At 68.4% G+C, this 13,347-nt stretch carries 16 protein-coding genes; 9 read left to right on the top strand and 7 right to left on the bottom strand.

The features are described from left to right. Positions 1–278: 278 nt before the first annotated feature. From rpmH to ACFOYY_RS20605, 8 genes are all read left to right on the top strand, one after another. Positions 279–416 (top strand): 50S ribosomal protein L34, encoded by a 138-nt coding sequence (rpmH, locus tag ACFOYY_RS20640; RefSeq protein ID WP_171200567.1) that lies wholly within the window; start codon positions 279–281, stop codon positions 414–416. Between the two features lie 135 nt (positions 417–551). Continuing rightward, complete coding sequence (rnpA, locus tag ACFOYY_RS20635) at positions 552–905, top strand: ribonuclease P protein component (RefSeq protein WP_386190973.1); 354 nt, start codon at positions 552–554, stop codon at positions 903–905. Then, positions 905–1,183 (top strand): membrane protein insertion efficiency factor YidD, encoded by a 279-nt coding sequence (gene yidD / locus ACFOYY_RS20630; protein WP_352013725.1) that lies wholly within the window; start codon positions 905–907, stop codon positions 1,181–1,183. The genes rnpA and yidD overlap by 1 nt, the downstream gene beginning before the upstream one ends. A gap of 4 nt (positions 1,184–1,187) precedes the next feature. Then, positions 1,188–2,132, top strand: coding sequence for a membrane protein insertase YidC (gene yidC, locus ACFOYY_RS20625; protein WP_352013630.1), 945 nt, complete (start codon positions 1,188–1,190; stop codon positions 2,130–2,132). Between the two features lie 34 nt (positions 2,133–2,166). After that, positions 2,167–2,670, top strand: a complete 504-nt coding sequence (locus ACFOYY_RS20620) for a Jag family protein (protein ID WP_352013631.1) — start codon at positions 2,167–2,169, stop codon at positions 2,668–2,670. Positions 2,671–2,894: 224 nt separating this feature from the next. Continuing rightward, entirely contained in the window at positions 2,895–3,539 is a 645-nt protein-coding gene (gene rsmG, locus ACFOYY_RS20615; protein WP_386190970.1) for a 16S rRNA (guanine(527)-N(7))-methyltransferase RsmG, read from the top strand. Positions 3,540–3,782: 243 nt separating this feature from the next. After that, entirely contained in the window at positions 3,783–4,637 is an 855-nt protein-coding gene (locus tag ACFOYY_RS20610) for a ParA family protein (RefSeq protein WP_352013633.1), read from the top strand. 37 nt (positions 4,638–4,674) lie between these two features. After that, on the top strand, positions 4,675–5,646 hold the full coding sequence (locus ACFOYY_RS20605; RefSeq protein ID WP_352013634.1) for a ParB/RepB/Spo0J family partition protein: 972 nt from the start codon (positions 4,675–4,677) through the stop codon (positions 5,644–5,646). 57 nt (positions 5,647–5,703) lie between these two features. Here ACFOYY_RS20605 and ACFOYY_RS20600 read toward each other — a convergent pair whose 3' ends face one another. From ACFOYY_RS20600 to ACFOYY_RS20590, 3 genes are all read right to left on the bottom strand, one after another. Beyond that, positions 5,704–6,741, bottom strand: a complete 1,038-nt coding sequence (locus ACFOYY_RS20600; RefSeq protein ID WP_362917186.1) for a threonine aldolase family protein — start codon at positions 6,739–6,741, stop codon at positions 5,704–5,706. 58 nt (positions 6,742–6,799) lie between these two features. Continuing rightward, positions 6,800–7,756, bottom strand: a complete 957-nt coding sequence (locus tag ACFOYY_RS20595; RefSeq protein ID WP_352013636.1) for a D-alanine--D-alanine ligase family protein — start codon at positions 7,754–7,756, stop codon at positions 6,800–6,802. Positions 7,757–8,043: 287 nt separating this feature from the next. After that, the gene (locus ACFOYY_RS20590; RefSeq protein WP_352013726.1) at positions 8,044–9,276 is read right to left on the bottom strand and encodes an aminotransferase-like domain-containing protein; all 1,233 of its coding nucleotides are present in this window, start codon (positions 9,274–9,276) and stop codon (positions 8,044–8,046) included. A 295-nt stretch (positions 9,277–9,571) separates the two neighbouring features. On the opposite strand from ACFOYY_RS20590, the gene ACFOYY_RS20585 reads away from it, so the two are divergent. After that, complete coding sequence (locus ACFOYY_RS20585; RefSeq protein WP_184716989.1) at positions 9,572–10,192, top strand: GNAT family N-acetyltransferase; 621 nt, start codon at positions 9,572–9,574, stop codon at positions 10,190–10,192. 182 nt (positions 10,193–10,374) lie between these two features. Here the strand turns inward: ACFOYY_RS20585 and trxA are convergent, their stop codons facing one another. The 4 genes from trxA to sigM form a co-directional block, all read right to left on the bottom strand. Then, on the bottom strand, positions 10,375–10,698 hold the full coding sequence (gene trxA, locus ACFOYY_RS20580) for a thioredoxin (protein WP_352013637.1): 324 nt from the start codon (positions 10,696–10,698) through the stop codon (positions 10,375–10,377). Between the two features lie 36 nt (positions 10,699–10,734). Further along, complete coding sequence (gene trxB, locus ACFOYY_RS20575) at positions 10,735–11,667, bottom strand: thioredoxin-disulfide reductase (RefSeq protein WP_386190879.1); 933 nt, start codon at positions 11,665–11,667, stop codon at positions 10,735–10,737. 143 nt (positions 11,668–11,810) lie between these two features. Continuing rightward, a complete protein-coding gene (locus ACFOYY_RS20570; RefSeq protein ID WP_352013639.1) occupies positions 11,811–12,707 on the bottom strand; it encodes an anti-sigma factor family protein in 897 nt (298 codons plus the stop codon). Beyond that, positions 12,697–13,302 (bottom strand): RNA polymerase sigma factor SigM, encoded by a 606-nt coding sequence (gene sigM / locus ACFOYY_RS20565; protein WP_184716997.1) that lies wholly within the window; start codon positions 13,300–13,302, stop codon positions 12,697–12,699. The genes ACFOYY_RS20570 and sigM overlap by 11 nt, the downstream gene beginning before the upstream one ends. Between the last annotated feature and the right edge of the window lie 45 nt (positions 13,303–13,347).

The following is a 13,347-nucleotide window of genomic DNA, read 5'->3' as shown; positions in this document are numbered from 1 at the left end:
CAGCCTGTGTTCAAGACGTTGTCCACAGCCTAGTGGCACTGTGGGGGAGGCTGAGTGCACATCCTGTGGACGGCGAGGCGTCGGTGGAAAACGGGGCTGTGGATTCGTGGATAACCTATCGTCAGGTGTTCGCCGGTTTGACCTGGGCCTCGCCTTACCCGTAACGTACGACGGTCGGCTTGTCACGCGGAGGCTTTCGCATGCCCCGCTTCCGGCAGGCCAGCCACTGTCGAGCGTCCCCATGTGCTGGGGGCGCGTCCTGAGCCTGGAGCCCACTCGTGAGCAAGCGTACTTTCCAGCCGAACAACCGCCGTCGCGCGAAGACCCACGGTTTCCGGCTGCGCATGCGCACCCGCGCCGGTCGCGCCATCCTGGCCGCCCGTCGTCGCAAGGGCCGCGCAGCGCTCTCCGCCTGACGCGTCCGCCGTGCCCGGTTCGCCGGGCCGGGGCAGTAAGCGAACCGTCGCCCGTCGGCCGTGACGCCGGCGGGCGATAGCCGTACCTGCCCAGGGTCAAACCAAGGTCCTCTCGTGTTGCCGTCCGTGTCCCGCATGCGCCGGGGCGAGGAGTTCGCCGGCGCGGTCAGGAAGGGAAGCCGTGCAGGCCGCCCCACACTGGTCGCGCATTTCGGCATGCGCGCAGAAACGGATGAACCCCCCTTGGTGGGATTCGTCGTGAGCCGTGCGGTTGGTGGGGCGGTCACGAGGAATCGGGTCAAACGTCAGCTGAGACACCTCATGCGAGACCGTCTCGACCGTCTTCCGCGAGGTAGCCTGCTGGTTGTACGCGCCAATCCACCGGCCGCGTCCGCGCGAAGCGAGCGCCTAGCCGCCGAACTCGACGTCGCGCTGGATCGTTTACTCAGGCGGCGTGAGCCCTCCGCGGCTCACAGGGATGGGCGATGATGACGGCGCAGCACACCGCCGGGGTTTCCCCGGCCGCCAGGACCCTGATGGCTCCCATCCGGTTCTACCGGAGCTATGTGAGCCCTCTGCTGGGTCCACGCTGCCGATTCCACCCCTCGTGCAGTGCCTACGGGCTTGAGGCGGTTGCCGTCCACGGGGCCCTGCGCGGCACATGGTTGACGATCCGGAGAATCGGGCGTTGCCACCCATTCCATCCCGGAGGCTTTGACCCGGTGCCCCCACGCCGGGGCCAGTCCGACGAAACGCAAGGGAGCTAGCTCGGTGGAGCTGTCCTGGCTGAACTGGCTGTACACGGCCGTCGCCCAAGTAATCACCTGGATACACCAGGCGTATAGCAGCTTCCTCGACCCGAACAGCGGGCTGACCTGGGCGCTGACCATCATCACCCTGACGGTGCTGATGAGGCTGCTGATCTTCCCTCTCTTCCTCAAGCAGATGCGCTCCTCGAAGAAGATGCAGGAGCTCGCGCCCAAGGTTCAGGAGATCCGTAAGCGCTACAAGAACGACAAGCAGCGCATGAACCAGGAGGTCATGGCGCTGTACCAGGGGCAGGGGGCCAACCCGCTCGGCGGCTGTCTGCCGGTCGTGGCCCAGTTCCCCATCTTCATCTCGATGTTCACCGTGCTGAACGCGATGGCTCACGGCGAGCTGAAGTTCGGCATGACCCAGCAGCTGGTCGACAGCGCCAGGGCCGCGCACATCTTCGGTGCGCCGTTGCCTGCGACCTTCTGGAGCAGCGACGCCCAGCTTCAGGCGTTCGGCGCCAACCCGATCCAGACGAAGATCGTCCTCGCGATCTTCGTGGCGGTCAGCTCGCTGACCACCTTCCTGACCGTCCGGCAGAGCGTGACCCGCTCGATGGCCCAGATGCCGGACAACCCGATGGCGCAGCAGCAGAAGATCCTGATGTACATCTCGCCGCTGTTCGCCATCTTCTCGCTGAACTTCCCCCTCGGTCTGATCCTCTACTGGGTCACCACCAACCTGTGGACCCTGGGCCAGCAGCACTGGTTCTACAGCCGCAACCCCGCTCCGGTGGCCGACGCCAAGGGCAACATGGTGACGCCCGAGCCCAAGCCGGGCCTGCTGGGTAAGGCCAAGAAGGCCCCCGAGCCCGAGGCGCCGCCCGCGCCCGCACCCAAGATGGTCCGCCAACAGCCCACCCGCCAGCCCCGCAGCAAGCGGACGGGCAGCAAGAAGTCCTGACGATCATCCCGACAGCACAAAGGAGTGGCCGGACGTGACCGAGGCCGAAGCCGAGAAGGAGACCGTGAAAGCGGCTCCGGATCTCGCTGCGCTGGAGCAGGAGGGCGAGATCGCGGCGGACTACGTCGAGGGTCTGCTCGACATCGCCGACATCGACGGTGACATCGACATGGACGTCGAGGGTGATCGTGCCGTGGTGTCTGTCGTGGATGTCAAGGGTGGCGATCTCGTCGGCCCGCACGGCGAGGTGCTTGAGGCGATCCAGGAGCTGACCCGTCTCGCGGTCCACCGTCAGACGGGCGAGCGCTCTCGGCTCATGCTGGACATCGCCGGCTACCGTGAGCGCCGCCGTACCGAGCTGACCGAGCTGGGCACCAAGATCGCCGCGGACGTCAAGCGCAACGGCGAGCCCAAGCCCCTGCAGCCGATGACCCCGTTCGAGCGCAAGATCGTGCACGACGCGGTGGCGGCGGCGGGCCTGCGCAGCGAGTCCGAGGGCGAGGAGCCCCGGCGCTTCGTGGTGGTCCTGCCCGCGTAACGACACGACGGAGAAAAGGGCCGCCGTCCCCGGTCACCAGGGGCGGCGGCCCTTTCTTGTGATCCGTTCCCGGCCCGTCCTTGTACGGCTCCGCGAAGCGGGCCGTTAGCCTTAGAACACCCTGCAGAAAGCCCGTCCCGAGGAAGAGTGAGCCCCGAGTGAGTGACCAGATCCCCGAGCCGCCCGAGGTCGCGCGCGAGGTGTTCACCGGTGATGCCTGGTCCATGGCGGAGACGTTCGCCGGTCTGCTGGCCGGCCCCGGGGTGGTGCGCGGACTGCTCGGTCCTCGCGAGGTGCCCCGCATCTGGGACCGGCACCTGCTCAACTGCGCCGTGGTCGCCGAGGCGGTGCCCGCGGACGTGCGCCTGGTGGACATCGGCTCCGGTGCCGGGCTGCCCGGCCTGGTGCTGGCGATCGTGCGTCCCGACATCCATGTCACCCTCCTTGAGCCTCTCCTGCGCCGGACGGTCTTCCTCCAGGAGTGCGTGGACACGCTGAAACTCGGCAACGTCGAGGTGCTGCGTGGCCGGGCCGAGGAGTTCGTCGGCAAGCGCGTGTTCGACGTGGCCTCCGCCCGGGCGGTGGCGCCGCTCGACCGGCTGCTGAAGTGGTCGCTCCCCCTGCTGCGCGAGGGCGGGGAGCTGCTCGCCCTCAAGGGCGAACGGGCAGCGGAGGAGCTGACGGACGCCGAGGCACAATTGAGGACCAGCGGGGTGCGAACCGCCGAGCTTGTTTCGGTCGGGCACGGTAAGGTCGAGCCGCCCGCAACTCTCATCCGGGTGGTCGCCGGTCGGGCCCCCGAAGGAGTACGGCAGGGCGCTCGCCGTAAGGAGCGTGTCTCGCGGGCCAAGCGGGCGCGAGGCCAGTAGAACAGACCGAGCGAAGCGAGTGCGAGGCCAGTGAATGACCATGGAAGTGCGATTGTGAGCGCGGAAGGTGGTCTCGGCTGGCCCACGGGTCCTGTCGTCCCGCCTCGTGAACGCCTTTCCGGTCTTGGTTGGCCCGCATCGGGTTCCACCGCTGCAGTCAGGCCGGTTGAAAGGACGACGACCGTGACCCAGTCCCCCCTTAATCCCGGCGAATCGCCGTTGGTACGAGAGGCACTCAGCTCAGTGGTTTCACGTGAAACATCTACGGCCGCCCCCGGAGACACCATCGGCGCCCGGGACGGTGACTGGCCCCGGCCGCCCAAGACCCGCATCTTCACCGTCGCCAACCAGAAGGGCGGCGTCGGCAAGACCACGACATCGGTGAACCTGGCGGCGGCGCTGTCCATCCACGGCCTGCGAGTGCTCGTCGTCGACCTCGACCCGCAGGGCAACGCCTCGACCGCCCTGTCCATCGAGCACCGTGGCGACGTCCCCGACATGTACAAGGTCCTGGTCGAGGACGTGCCGCTGGCGGAGGTCGTGAAGGAGGTCCCGGAGATGCCGGGTCTCTACTGCGCCCCCGCCACGATCGACCTGGCGGGTGCCGAGATCGAGCTGGTCTCCATGGTCGCCCGTGAGGCCCGGCTGCAGCGCGCGCTCGCGGCCTACACCCAGGTCGAGTTCGACTACATCCTCATCGACTGTCCTCCCTCGCTCGGCCTGCTGACCGTCAACGCGTTGATGGCCGCCAACGAGCTGCTGATCCCCATCCAGTGCGAGTACTACGCGCTTGAGGGGCTCGGCCAGCTGCTGCGGAACGTTGACCTGGTCCGCGCCCACCTGAATCCCACGCTCGACCTTTCCACCATCCTGCTGACGATGTACGACGGCAGGACCAGGCTCGCCTCCCAGGTCGCCGACGAGGTCCGCTCCCACTTCGGGGACACGGTGCTGAAGAACGTGATCCCGAGGAGTGTCCGTGTCTCCGAGGCACCGAGCTACGGCCAGTCGGTCATGACCTACGACCCGGGCTCCAGCGGTGCGATGGCCTACATGGACGCCGCCCGTGAGATCGCCTACCGTGGCGCCGCCGTGTGAACGCGCCGAGATCCGCAGAAACAGCAGGGGAGGGACCGTGGTAGCTAAGACGCCCAGGGGACTGGGCAAGGGGCTGGGCGCGCTCATCCCGACGGGCCCCACCGTGCTGGAGACGACGCCACCGGCCGTCACCTCGACCCTGGTCGTGGACGAGCCCACGGTCCAGCAGCCGAAGCCGGTCGCGGGCGCCTACTTCCTTGAGATCCCCGTCGAGGACATCACGCCCAACCCGCGTCAGCCCCGGGACATCTTCGACGACCAGGCGCTGGACGAGCTGGCCATCTCCATCCGGGAGGTGGGGCTGCTCCAGCCCGTCGTGGTTCGCCCGGCCGGTGAGGGACGCTACGAACTGATCATGGGGGAGCGCCGCTGGCGTGCCTCGAAGATCGCCGAACTCTCCAAGATCCCCGCGATCGTACGGAGCACCGAGGAGGACAAGCTCCTGCTGGACGCTCTCATCGAGAACCTCCAGCGCGAGCAGCTCAACCCCCTTGAGGAGGCGGCGGCCTACCGGCAGCTGCTCGACGACTTCGGCGCCACCCACGAGCAGCTGGCCACCCGTGTCGGGCGGTCCCGCTCCCACGTGTCGAACACCCTGCGGCTGCTCAACCTGCCCGCCAAGGTCCAGCTCCGGGTCTCCGCCGGGACGGTCAGCGCCGGGCACGCCCGCGCGCTGCTCTCCCTGAACGACCCCGTGGCACAGGAACGGCTCGCCGACCGGATCGTGGCGGAGCTGCTGTCGGTGCGCGAGGTCGAGGAGATCGTGGCGGTCGGCGACGCCAAGGCGGCGCCCGCCCCCACCACCCGGAAGGTGCCGAGGGCACGTCAGTCGGAGGAGCCGACGCTCCGCCATCTGGCTGACCGGCTCTCCGACCGCTTCGAGACCCGGGTGAAGGTGGACTTCGGCCGTCGCAAGGGGCGCATCGTCGTGGAGTTCGCGACCATCGACGACCTTGAGCGCATCATCGCCACGATGGCTCCGGGAACCATGCAGCAGACCGAAGACTGAAACACCCGGGCGCCTGTTTCACGTGAAACAGGCGCCCGGGTGTTTCACGTGAAACCCTCAGCCCTCCAGTACGGTCTGCCGTACATCGGCCGCGAAGGCGTCCACGTCCTCGGTCGAGGTGTCGAAGGCCGTCACCCAGCGCACCACGTGGGCCGCCTCCTCCCACACGTGGAAGAGATGGCGCTGCTGGAGTTCGGTGATCACCTTCTCCGGCAGGGAGGGGAAGACCGCGTTCGACTGGACCGGATAGCGGAGCGCGACACCGGGAAGGCCGGCGACGCCGTCCGCCAGCCGATGGGCCATGGCGTTGGCGTGGGAGGCGTTCCTGCGCCAGAGGTCGTCGGTGAGGAGTGCGGTCAGCTGGGCCGACACGAAGCGCATCTTCGAGGCGAGCTGCATGCCCTGCTTGCGGAGGAACAGCGCGGGAGCATCCAGCTCGGGCCTGAGGATGACGAGCGCCTCCGCCCCCATGGCGCCGTTCTTTGTGCCGCCGAAGCTGAGCAGGTCCACTCCGACGTCACCGGTGAGCGCACGCAGGGAGCAGCCGAGCTCCGCGGCGGCGTTGGACAGGCGGGCACCGTCCATGTGGAGGAAGAGTCCGTGGGCGTGGGCGAAGTCGGCCAGTTCGGCGATCTCGTCGGGGGTGTAGCAGGTGCCACACTCGGTCACCTGGGAGATGGAGATGACCCTCGGCTGGGAGTGGTGCTCGTTCCCCAGGATGGAGAGCTGGTCGCGGACGGCCTCGACGGTGAGTTTGCCGTCGTCCGTCGGGATCGGAACGAGCTTGGCGCCGAGTACCCGCTCCGCGGCGCCGCACTCGTTGGTGTTGATGTGGGCGCTGCTCGGGCACAGGACGGCGTCGTAGGAGCGCAGGACGAGCCCCAGCCCCACGACGTTGGCACCGGTGCCGTTGAACATGGCGTAGGCGCTCACCTGGGGACCGAACTCGGCGCGGAAGGCCTCCTCCATCGCCCGAGTCCAGGGATCGCCGCCGTAGGCGGGAGTGTCCGAGACGTTGGCCTCAACGATGGCGGCGATCACGTCCGGGTGCACTCCGGCGTGGTTGTCACTGGCGAAACTCTTGGGAAGACGCACGGCGTCCACCATAAGTGGAACAATCCGGCGCCGGTCCCCCGGCGCCGGACAAATCAGTTCAAGCAGAGTGCCGAGCGGCAGCCTGTTCCAGCAGGGCCTGGCAGAGGGTGCCGAGATCGTCGCCCGCCGCCTCGATCGCCATGGGCAGCAGCGAGGTCTCGGTCATGCCGGGGGCGACGTTGACCTCAAGGAAGTACGGCAGGCCCGCCTCGTCGACGATGAGGTCGGTGCGGGAGACGTCACGCAGGCCCAGCGCGGTGTGGGCCGTGACGGCCATCTCGGCGCAGGCCTGCGAGACCTCGGGGGACAGCCGGGCCGGGGCGAAGAACTCGGTGTGCCCGGCGGTGTAGCGGGAGGCGTAGTCGTACAGGCCCGCGTCGGGCACGATCTCCACCGGAGGCAGGGCGACCGGGCCCTCGCCGAGGTCGACCACGGAGACGGAGACCTCGACCCCTTCGATGTAGCGCTCGATCAGCGCCGTGTCACCGTAGGCGAAGCAGCCGACCATCGCCGAGGGAAGCTCCTGCGCGGTGCGGACCATCGACGCGCCGAGTGCCGAACCACCCCGGGACGGCTTGACGAACAACGGCAGGCCGAGCCGTTCGACGATCCGGTCGAGCACCGCCGAGGCACCCAGGTCGTGGAAGGTCTCCTTGGGCAGCGTCACCGACTCGGGGGTGCGCAGGCCGAAGGAACGGACGACGGCCTTGGCGGTCGGCTTGTCGAAGGCCACCCGGCACGCGTCGGGATCGGCGCCCACATAGGGCACCGAGAGCAGTTCGAGCACCGAGCGGATCGCGCCGTCCTCACCCGCCCCACCGTGCAGGGTGACGAAGACCGCGTCCGGCGGATCGGCGAGTACGGCGGGCACGAGGGAGGCGTCGGTGTCACGTGTCTCCACCGGGATCCCCACCGCGCGCAGCGCCTCACTCACCCGGCGGCCCGACCGGAGGGACACCTCCCGCTCGTAGGACAGACCACCCGCGAGAACGAGCACGTGGCCCAGATCACTCATCCGAAAAAACCTCTCTTCACGGCCCACGCCGAGCCTTTGGGGTCGCTCTCATCACGCCGGGGACGATCGCCACAACGGCGCCGGAAGTCACCGTACGGCACGGCACCCGAAGTGACGTCACCCACCGGTTCTCGGATGGCGCGTGGCGGGCGTCCGGAAGCGGCCGTCGAACCAGCAGCCCCTTCACGGAGCACCGCGCCGAGAGCCTCCACAGGCTTCAACACGGCAGAGGGCGGTGTGGCGAGCGGAAGCGCCCGTCACACCGCCCAGAGAAGCCCGCTCGGACCTCAGGCCAGGTCAGGCCCCGGGGTGTCCACCCCGCCGCGTTCGATGGGCGCGTCCGGCCCGAACGTCTCGCGCGTCTGCATCTCCTGCTCGATCACCCCGGCCAGGCGGCGCACGCCCTCACGGATGCGCTCCGGCTCGGGATAGCAGTAGGACAGGCGCATGTGGCGCGTGCCGCCGCCGTCGGCGTAGAAGCCGGCGCCGGGGACGAACGCCACCCGCTCCGCCACCGCGCGGGGCAGCAGCACCTTGGAGTCCAGCCCCTCGGGAAGCGTGGCCCAGACGAAGAAGCCGCCCGCCGGGCGCGTCCAGGAGCAGCCCGCGGGCATCATCGCCTCCAGGGCGCCGAGCATGGCGTCACGGCGCTCGCAGTACAGCTCCCTGAAGGTCTTGATCTGCTGACGCCACGGCTGGGTCGCGAGGTACTGCCCGACGGCGAGCTGGGTGAAGGTCGAGTGCGACAGGACGGCCGACTCCATCGCCAGCACCAGCTTGTCGCGGATGGCGTGCGGTGCCAGGGCCCAGCCGACACGGAAACCGGGTGCCAGGGTCTTGGAGAAGGAACCGAGGTAGACCACCCCGTCGGGGCAGTCGGCCCGCAGCGCCCGCATGGTCGTGCCCTCGAAGCCGAGCAGGCCGTACGGGTTGTCCTCCACGATCAGCACGTCGGCCCGCTGGCAGATGTCCAGGATCTGCTGCCTGCGCGCGGTGCTGAGCGTGACCCCGGCGGGGTTGTGGAAGTTGGGGATGGTGTACAGGAACTTGATCCTGGTGCCCGCGGTCTTCAGCGCGTAGATCGTCTGGGCCAGCGACTCGGGGATGATCCCCTCGTCGTCCATGGCGATGTGGATGACCTTGGCCTGGTAGGCGGAGAAGGTGCCCAGCGCGCCCACGTAGGAGGGCCCCTCGGCCAGGATGACGTCGCCCGGGTCGATGAAGACGCGGGTGATCAGGTCGAGGGCCTGCTGCGAGCCGACGGTCACCACGACGTCGTTGGCGTTGCCCTCGATCCCCTCAAGGCGCATGACCTCGCAGATCTGCTCGCGCAGGTGCGGGTCTCCCTGGCCTGAGCCGTACTGGAGCGCGACCGGGCCCCTGCGGGCCACCAGGTCGGCGACGAGCTCGCCCACGACGTCCAGCGGAAGAGCGGTGACGTACGGCATGCCCCCCGCGAGCGAGACCACCTCGGGCCTCGACGCGACGGCGAAAAGAGCTCGAACCTCGGAGGCGACCATCCCGGTGGCTCGTGCGGCGTACCGGTCGACGTAGGCGTCGATCCGCGACCCCTGGGGCGCGATGGTCTGACCGTGATCTGACTCTTGGGGCACGGTCCACCTCCTTGGTTACGGGGAGCAACGAGTGCTCAAGTTAGAGAAACCAGCGTACGACAGTGATGGTTGTCGTCTGCGTGTGGGGACGGGAGACCCTGAAACGAAGGGCCTCACTGAGCTACGATGCCAGCTGGAGACGCCGTTTTCGCGCGTTTTCCGCCACGGCTTGCGCTCGTCTCGCCAGGATTGGGGCCAACAGGTGTCGCGTCGGCTGGCAAACGTCACTCTCGACAATCTTGACGACCTGCCGTACCGGTGCCGCCGGTGCGTGTTCTGGGAGCTTGACCCGGTGAACGGCAACCGTGCGATCGAGGCGGGTGACCCGGGGCTGGAGAAGGAGGCCTGGATCTCCTCGACCCTGCTGGAGTGGGGAAGCTGCGGGAAGATCGTCTACGTGGACGGCGTCGCGGCCGGCTTCGTGCTCTACGCGCCCCCGCACCACGTGCCCCGCTCCATCGCCTTCCCCACCTCACCGGTCAGCGCCGACGCCGTGCTGCTGATGACGGCCCACATCATCCCGGAGTTCTCCGGAGGTGGCCTGGGCCGGATGCTGGTGCAGGGAGTGGCCAAGGACCTCACCCGGCGCGGGGTGCGGGCGATCGAGGCGTTCGGCGACCTGAAGTGGGAGCAACCCGGCGCGTGCGTGATGCCCGCGGACTATCTGCTCTCGGTCGGCTTCAAGACGGTCAGGCCGCACCTGCGCTTCCCCCGGCTGCGCCTCGAACTCAAGTCCGCCGTCTCGTGGCGTGAGGACGTCGAGGTCGCCCTGGAGAGGCTGCTCGGCTCCATGTCCCCGGAAAGGGCGCTCAGGCCCGTCTGAGATGGTTTGGGCCCCTTCCAGGGCCCTCCTGGAGGACCTCACCGACCTCAAGAGTCACGAAAGCCCCCCGCGTCGCGTCGCGGGGGGCTTTCGCCGGGTGGGTGTGCCGCTCGGAAGCGGTGGTACGGCTCCGCTGTGGGGGGCGCAGCCGCAGGGGGCGTCACAGACCCTTTCGACAGGGTCTAGATGATGCCCTCAAGCTCGCGAAGCAGCATCGACTTGGGCTTCGCGCCGATGATCTGCTTCACGACCTCTCCACCCTTGTAGACGTTCAGGGTCGGAATCTGGAGTACACCGTACTGTCCGGCGATCGTCGGGTTCGCGTCCACATCGATCTTGACGATGGTCAGCTTGTCCGCGTGCTCGTTGGCGATCTCCTCCAGAATCGGGGCGACCTGGCGGCACGGGGCGCACCACTCCGCCCAGAAGTCGACGATGACGGGCTTGTCGCTCTTGAGGACCTCAGCGTCGAAGCTGGCTTCGGTCACGTTCTTGATGGCGCCCAAGGTTCCGGTACTCCCTCTTCGTGGTGGTGATCTGGATCAGCTCTCGTGCTCGGCGAGCCACCGCTCGGCGTCGAGCGCGGCGGAGGTGCCCGTGCCGGCGGCGGTGATCGCCTGGCGGTAGATGTGGTCGACGACGTCGCCGGCTGCGAAGACGCCGTCCAGGTTGGTGCGGGTGTAGGGGGAGTCGACCTTGATGTAGCCCTCGTCGTCCAGCTCGACCTGGCCCTTGACCAGCTCGGTGCGCGGGTCGTGACCGATGGCGATGAACAGGCCGGTGGCCGCCAGCTCGCTCTCCTCGCCGGTCTTGAGGTTGCGCAGGCGCACGGCGGAGACCTTGTTCTCGCCGAGGACCTCGACGACCTCGCTGTCCCAGACGAAGCGGATCTTCTCGCTGGAGAAGGCCCGGTCCTGCATGATCTTGCTGGCGCGCAGCTCGTCACGGCGGTGCACGATGGTCACCGAGTTGGCGAACCGGGTGAGGAAGGTGGCCTCCTCCATGGCGGTGTCGCCGCCGCCGACGACCACGATGTCCTGGCCGCGGAAGAAGAAGCCGTCACAGGTGGCACACCAGGAGACGCCGCGTCCGGAGAGGCGCTTCTCGTTGGGCACGCCGAGCTCACGGTAACCGGAGCCGGTGGCCAGGATCACGGCCTTGGCGAGGTGGGTCTCGGTGGCGGTCTTGACGACCTTCGGGGTGACGGTCAGGTCGACCTCGACCACGTCGTCGGCGACCAGCTCGGCACCGAACCGCTCGGCCTGCTTGCGCAGGTTGTCCATGAGGTCGGGACCCATGATGCCGTCGGGGAAGCCCGGGAAGTTCTCCACCTCGGTCGTGTTCATCAACGCGCCGCCCGCGGTGACCGAACCTTCGAAGACCAACGGCTTGAGATCGGCCCGGGCGGAGTAAACAGCCGCGGTGTAACCGGCGGGACCCGACCCAATGATGATCACATTCCGGACTTCACTCACTGCTGCGCCTCTCCTCCGTCGTTGCCAGTGGCGTCAACAGATCCTAGGCGCCGGTGATTCCCGTATGTCACGACGGAGCCCGGCATGGACGAATCCATACCGGGCTCCATGATCGTTCGAGAGGACTTCGAGAGGTCGAGGCCCTACTTCCAGCGTGCCAGGGCGGGCTTGCGCACGTTGTCACACTGCGGGCCCGTGACGTAGACGCGCACCGTGTTCCTGGCCTTGTTGCTCCAGAAGAGCATGACGTTGGCCTCCTGGCCGTTGTAGAAGCCCTGGTCGACGGCGAACGGTGCCCTGCCGACCTTCGCGGAGACCTGCTTGACACACTCGTCGAGCTTGATGCCCTCCGACTGCTCCTGGGCCAGCACGATCTGCGCCGGGCCGATGTAGTCGAGCAGCGGCCCGCGCAGCTGCTCCTCGGTGTAGTTCCAGTTGCTGTCGGTCAGCTGGTACCCGTCACTCTTGGCCATTACGGAAGGCACAGGCTGGCTGCTCGGAGAGGGGCTCGCGGTGAGCGCGCCACTCGTCATCACGGCCGTGCCCGCGATCGCCGCCGCCACACCCGCCGCCGCGGCCGACAGCGCCCACCGGCGCCGCGGGTTCCCGCGCCGCCGTACGGGCCTGACGGTGCCGTCGTCGCCGACGACCCCCAGCCGTGGCACCAACTCGGGCACGGGCTCGGGCTCCGGTTCCGGCAGGACCGGCTCGGGCTCGGGCAGGGACGCCGCCGTCTCCCACGGCGCGTCGCGCATGATGTCGTCCCAGGCCGGTGCCTCCACCAGGCCTATTCCACCTCCACGGAAGCTCTGGGCCTCTGCGGCCAGCGCGCGGTCGATCCGGAGCGCGACTCCCATCGGCATCGCCGGAGTGGGCGTCGCCGCGAGCACCTCGCGGACCGCTGCGAGGTCGGCGAGGCTTTCGCCACAGGGGTCGCAGATCGCGAGATGTTCGCGTACCTGCAGGGCCGTGGCGGCGTCGAGGAGACCCTCTGCCAACTCGGCGAGAGTCTCCAGGTCGTAGTGCGTATCACCCGTCACGAAGTTCTGCTCCCTTCGCGGATGAGACGCGAGTCAGGTCGGATCGGTTCCGCAGGTGGGAAAGAATCGGGGCAAGTTTCGCGCGTCCTCGCGCGCACCTGCTCTTCACGGTGCCGCTCGGCACCTCAAGGACCTGGGCCGCGTCCTCCACGGAGTACCCCATCATGTCCACGAGTACGAGCGCCGCCCGCTGGTCGGACGGCAGCAGCTTGAGCGCGGCGGAGACCTCCATGGAGACCTCACGCTCGGCCGTCTGGTCGAGCACCGGCGTGTCCCGCTCGGCGGCCTCGACGAGTTCGTCGTCCGCGACGGGCCGTACGGACTTCCTGCGCATCCGGTCGAGGCAGGCGTTGACCACGATGCGGTGCAGCCACGTGGTGACGGCCGCCTCGCCACGGAAGCTCTCGGCCTTCCGATAGGCCGAGACGAAGGCGTCCTGTACGGCGTCGGCCGCCTCGTCGGGGTCACCCAGCGTGCGCAGGGCGACCGCCCACATGCGGTCCCGGTGTCGCTTGACGAGTTCACTGAAGGCGTGTGGATCCCCGGCGATGTGACGGGTCAGCAGGTCGGCGTCGGACACGGCCGGTCGCGCCATCTGCTGTCCCGCCGCTGGCGGGGGCTCTGGTGGGGAATTCACGGG

Origin of the sequence: Streptosporangium jomthongense (assembly GCF_042650425.1) — a bacterium.
GTDB lineage: Bacteria > Actinomycetota > Actinomycetes > Streptosporangiales > Streptosporangiaceae > Streptosporangium.
The sequence above is the reverse complement of the archived record's forward strand: the minus strand, read 5'-3'. Positions and strand labels throughout refer to the sequence as shown.

What these genes read in the sequence shown, in the direction of transcription:
- yidD (WP_352013725.1), top strand. Translation starts at nt 905, where the DNA reads ATGACGGCGCAGCACACCGCCGGGGTTTCCCCGGCCGCCAGGACCCTG.
- ACFOYY_RS20595 (WP_352013636.1), bottom strand. Translation starts at nt 7,756, where the DNA reads ATGAGTGATCTGGGCCACGTGCTCGTTCTCGCGGGTGGTCTGTCCTAC.
- ACFOYY_RS20590 (WP_352013726.1), bottom strand. Translation starts at nt 9,276, where the DNA reads ATGGTCGCCTCCGAGGTTCGAGCTCTTTTCGCCGTCGCGTCGAGGCCC.
- sigM (WP_184716997.1), bottom strand. Translation starts at nt 13,302, where the DNA reads ATGGCGCGACCGGCCGTGTCCGACGCCGACCTGCTGACCCGTCACATC.
- rnpA (WP_386190973.1), top strand. Translation starts at nt 552, where the DNA reads ATGCGCCGGGGCGAGGAGTTCGCCGGCGCGGTCAGGAAGGGAAGCCGT.
- rsmG (WP_386190970.1), top strand. Translation starts at nt 2,895, where the DNA reads ATGGCGGAGACGTTCGCCGGTCTGCTGGCCGGCCCCGGGGTGGTGCGC.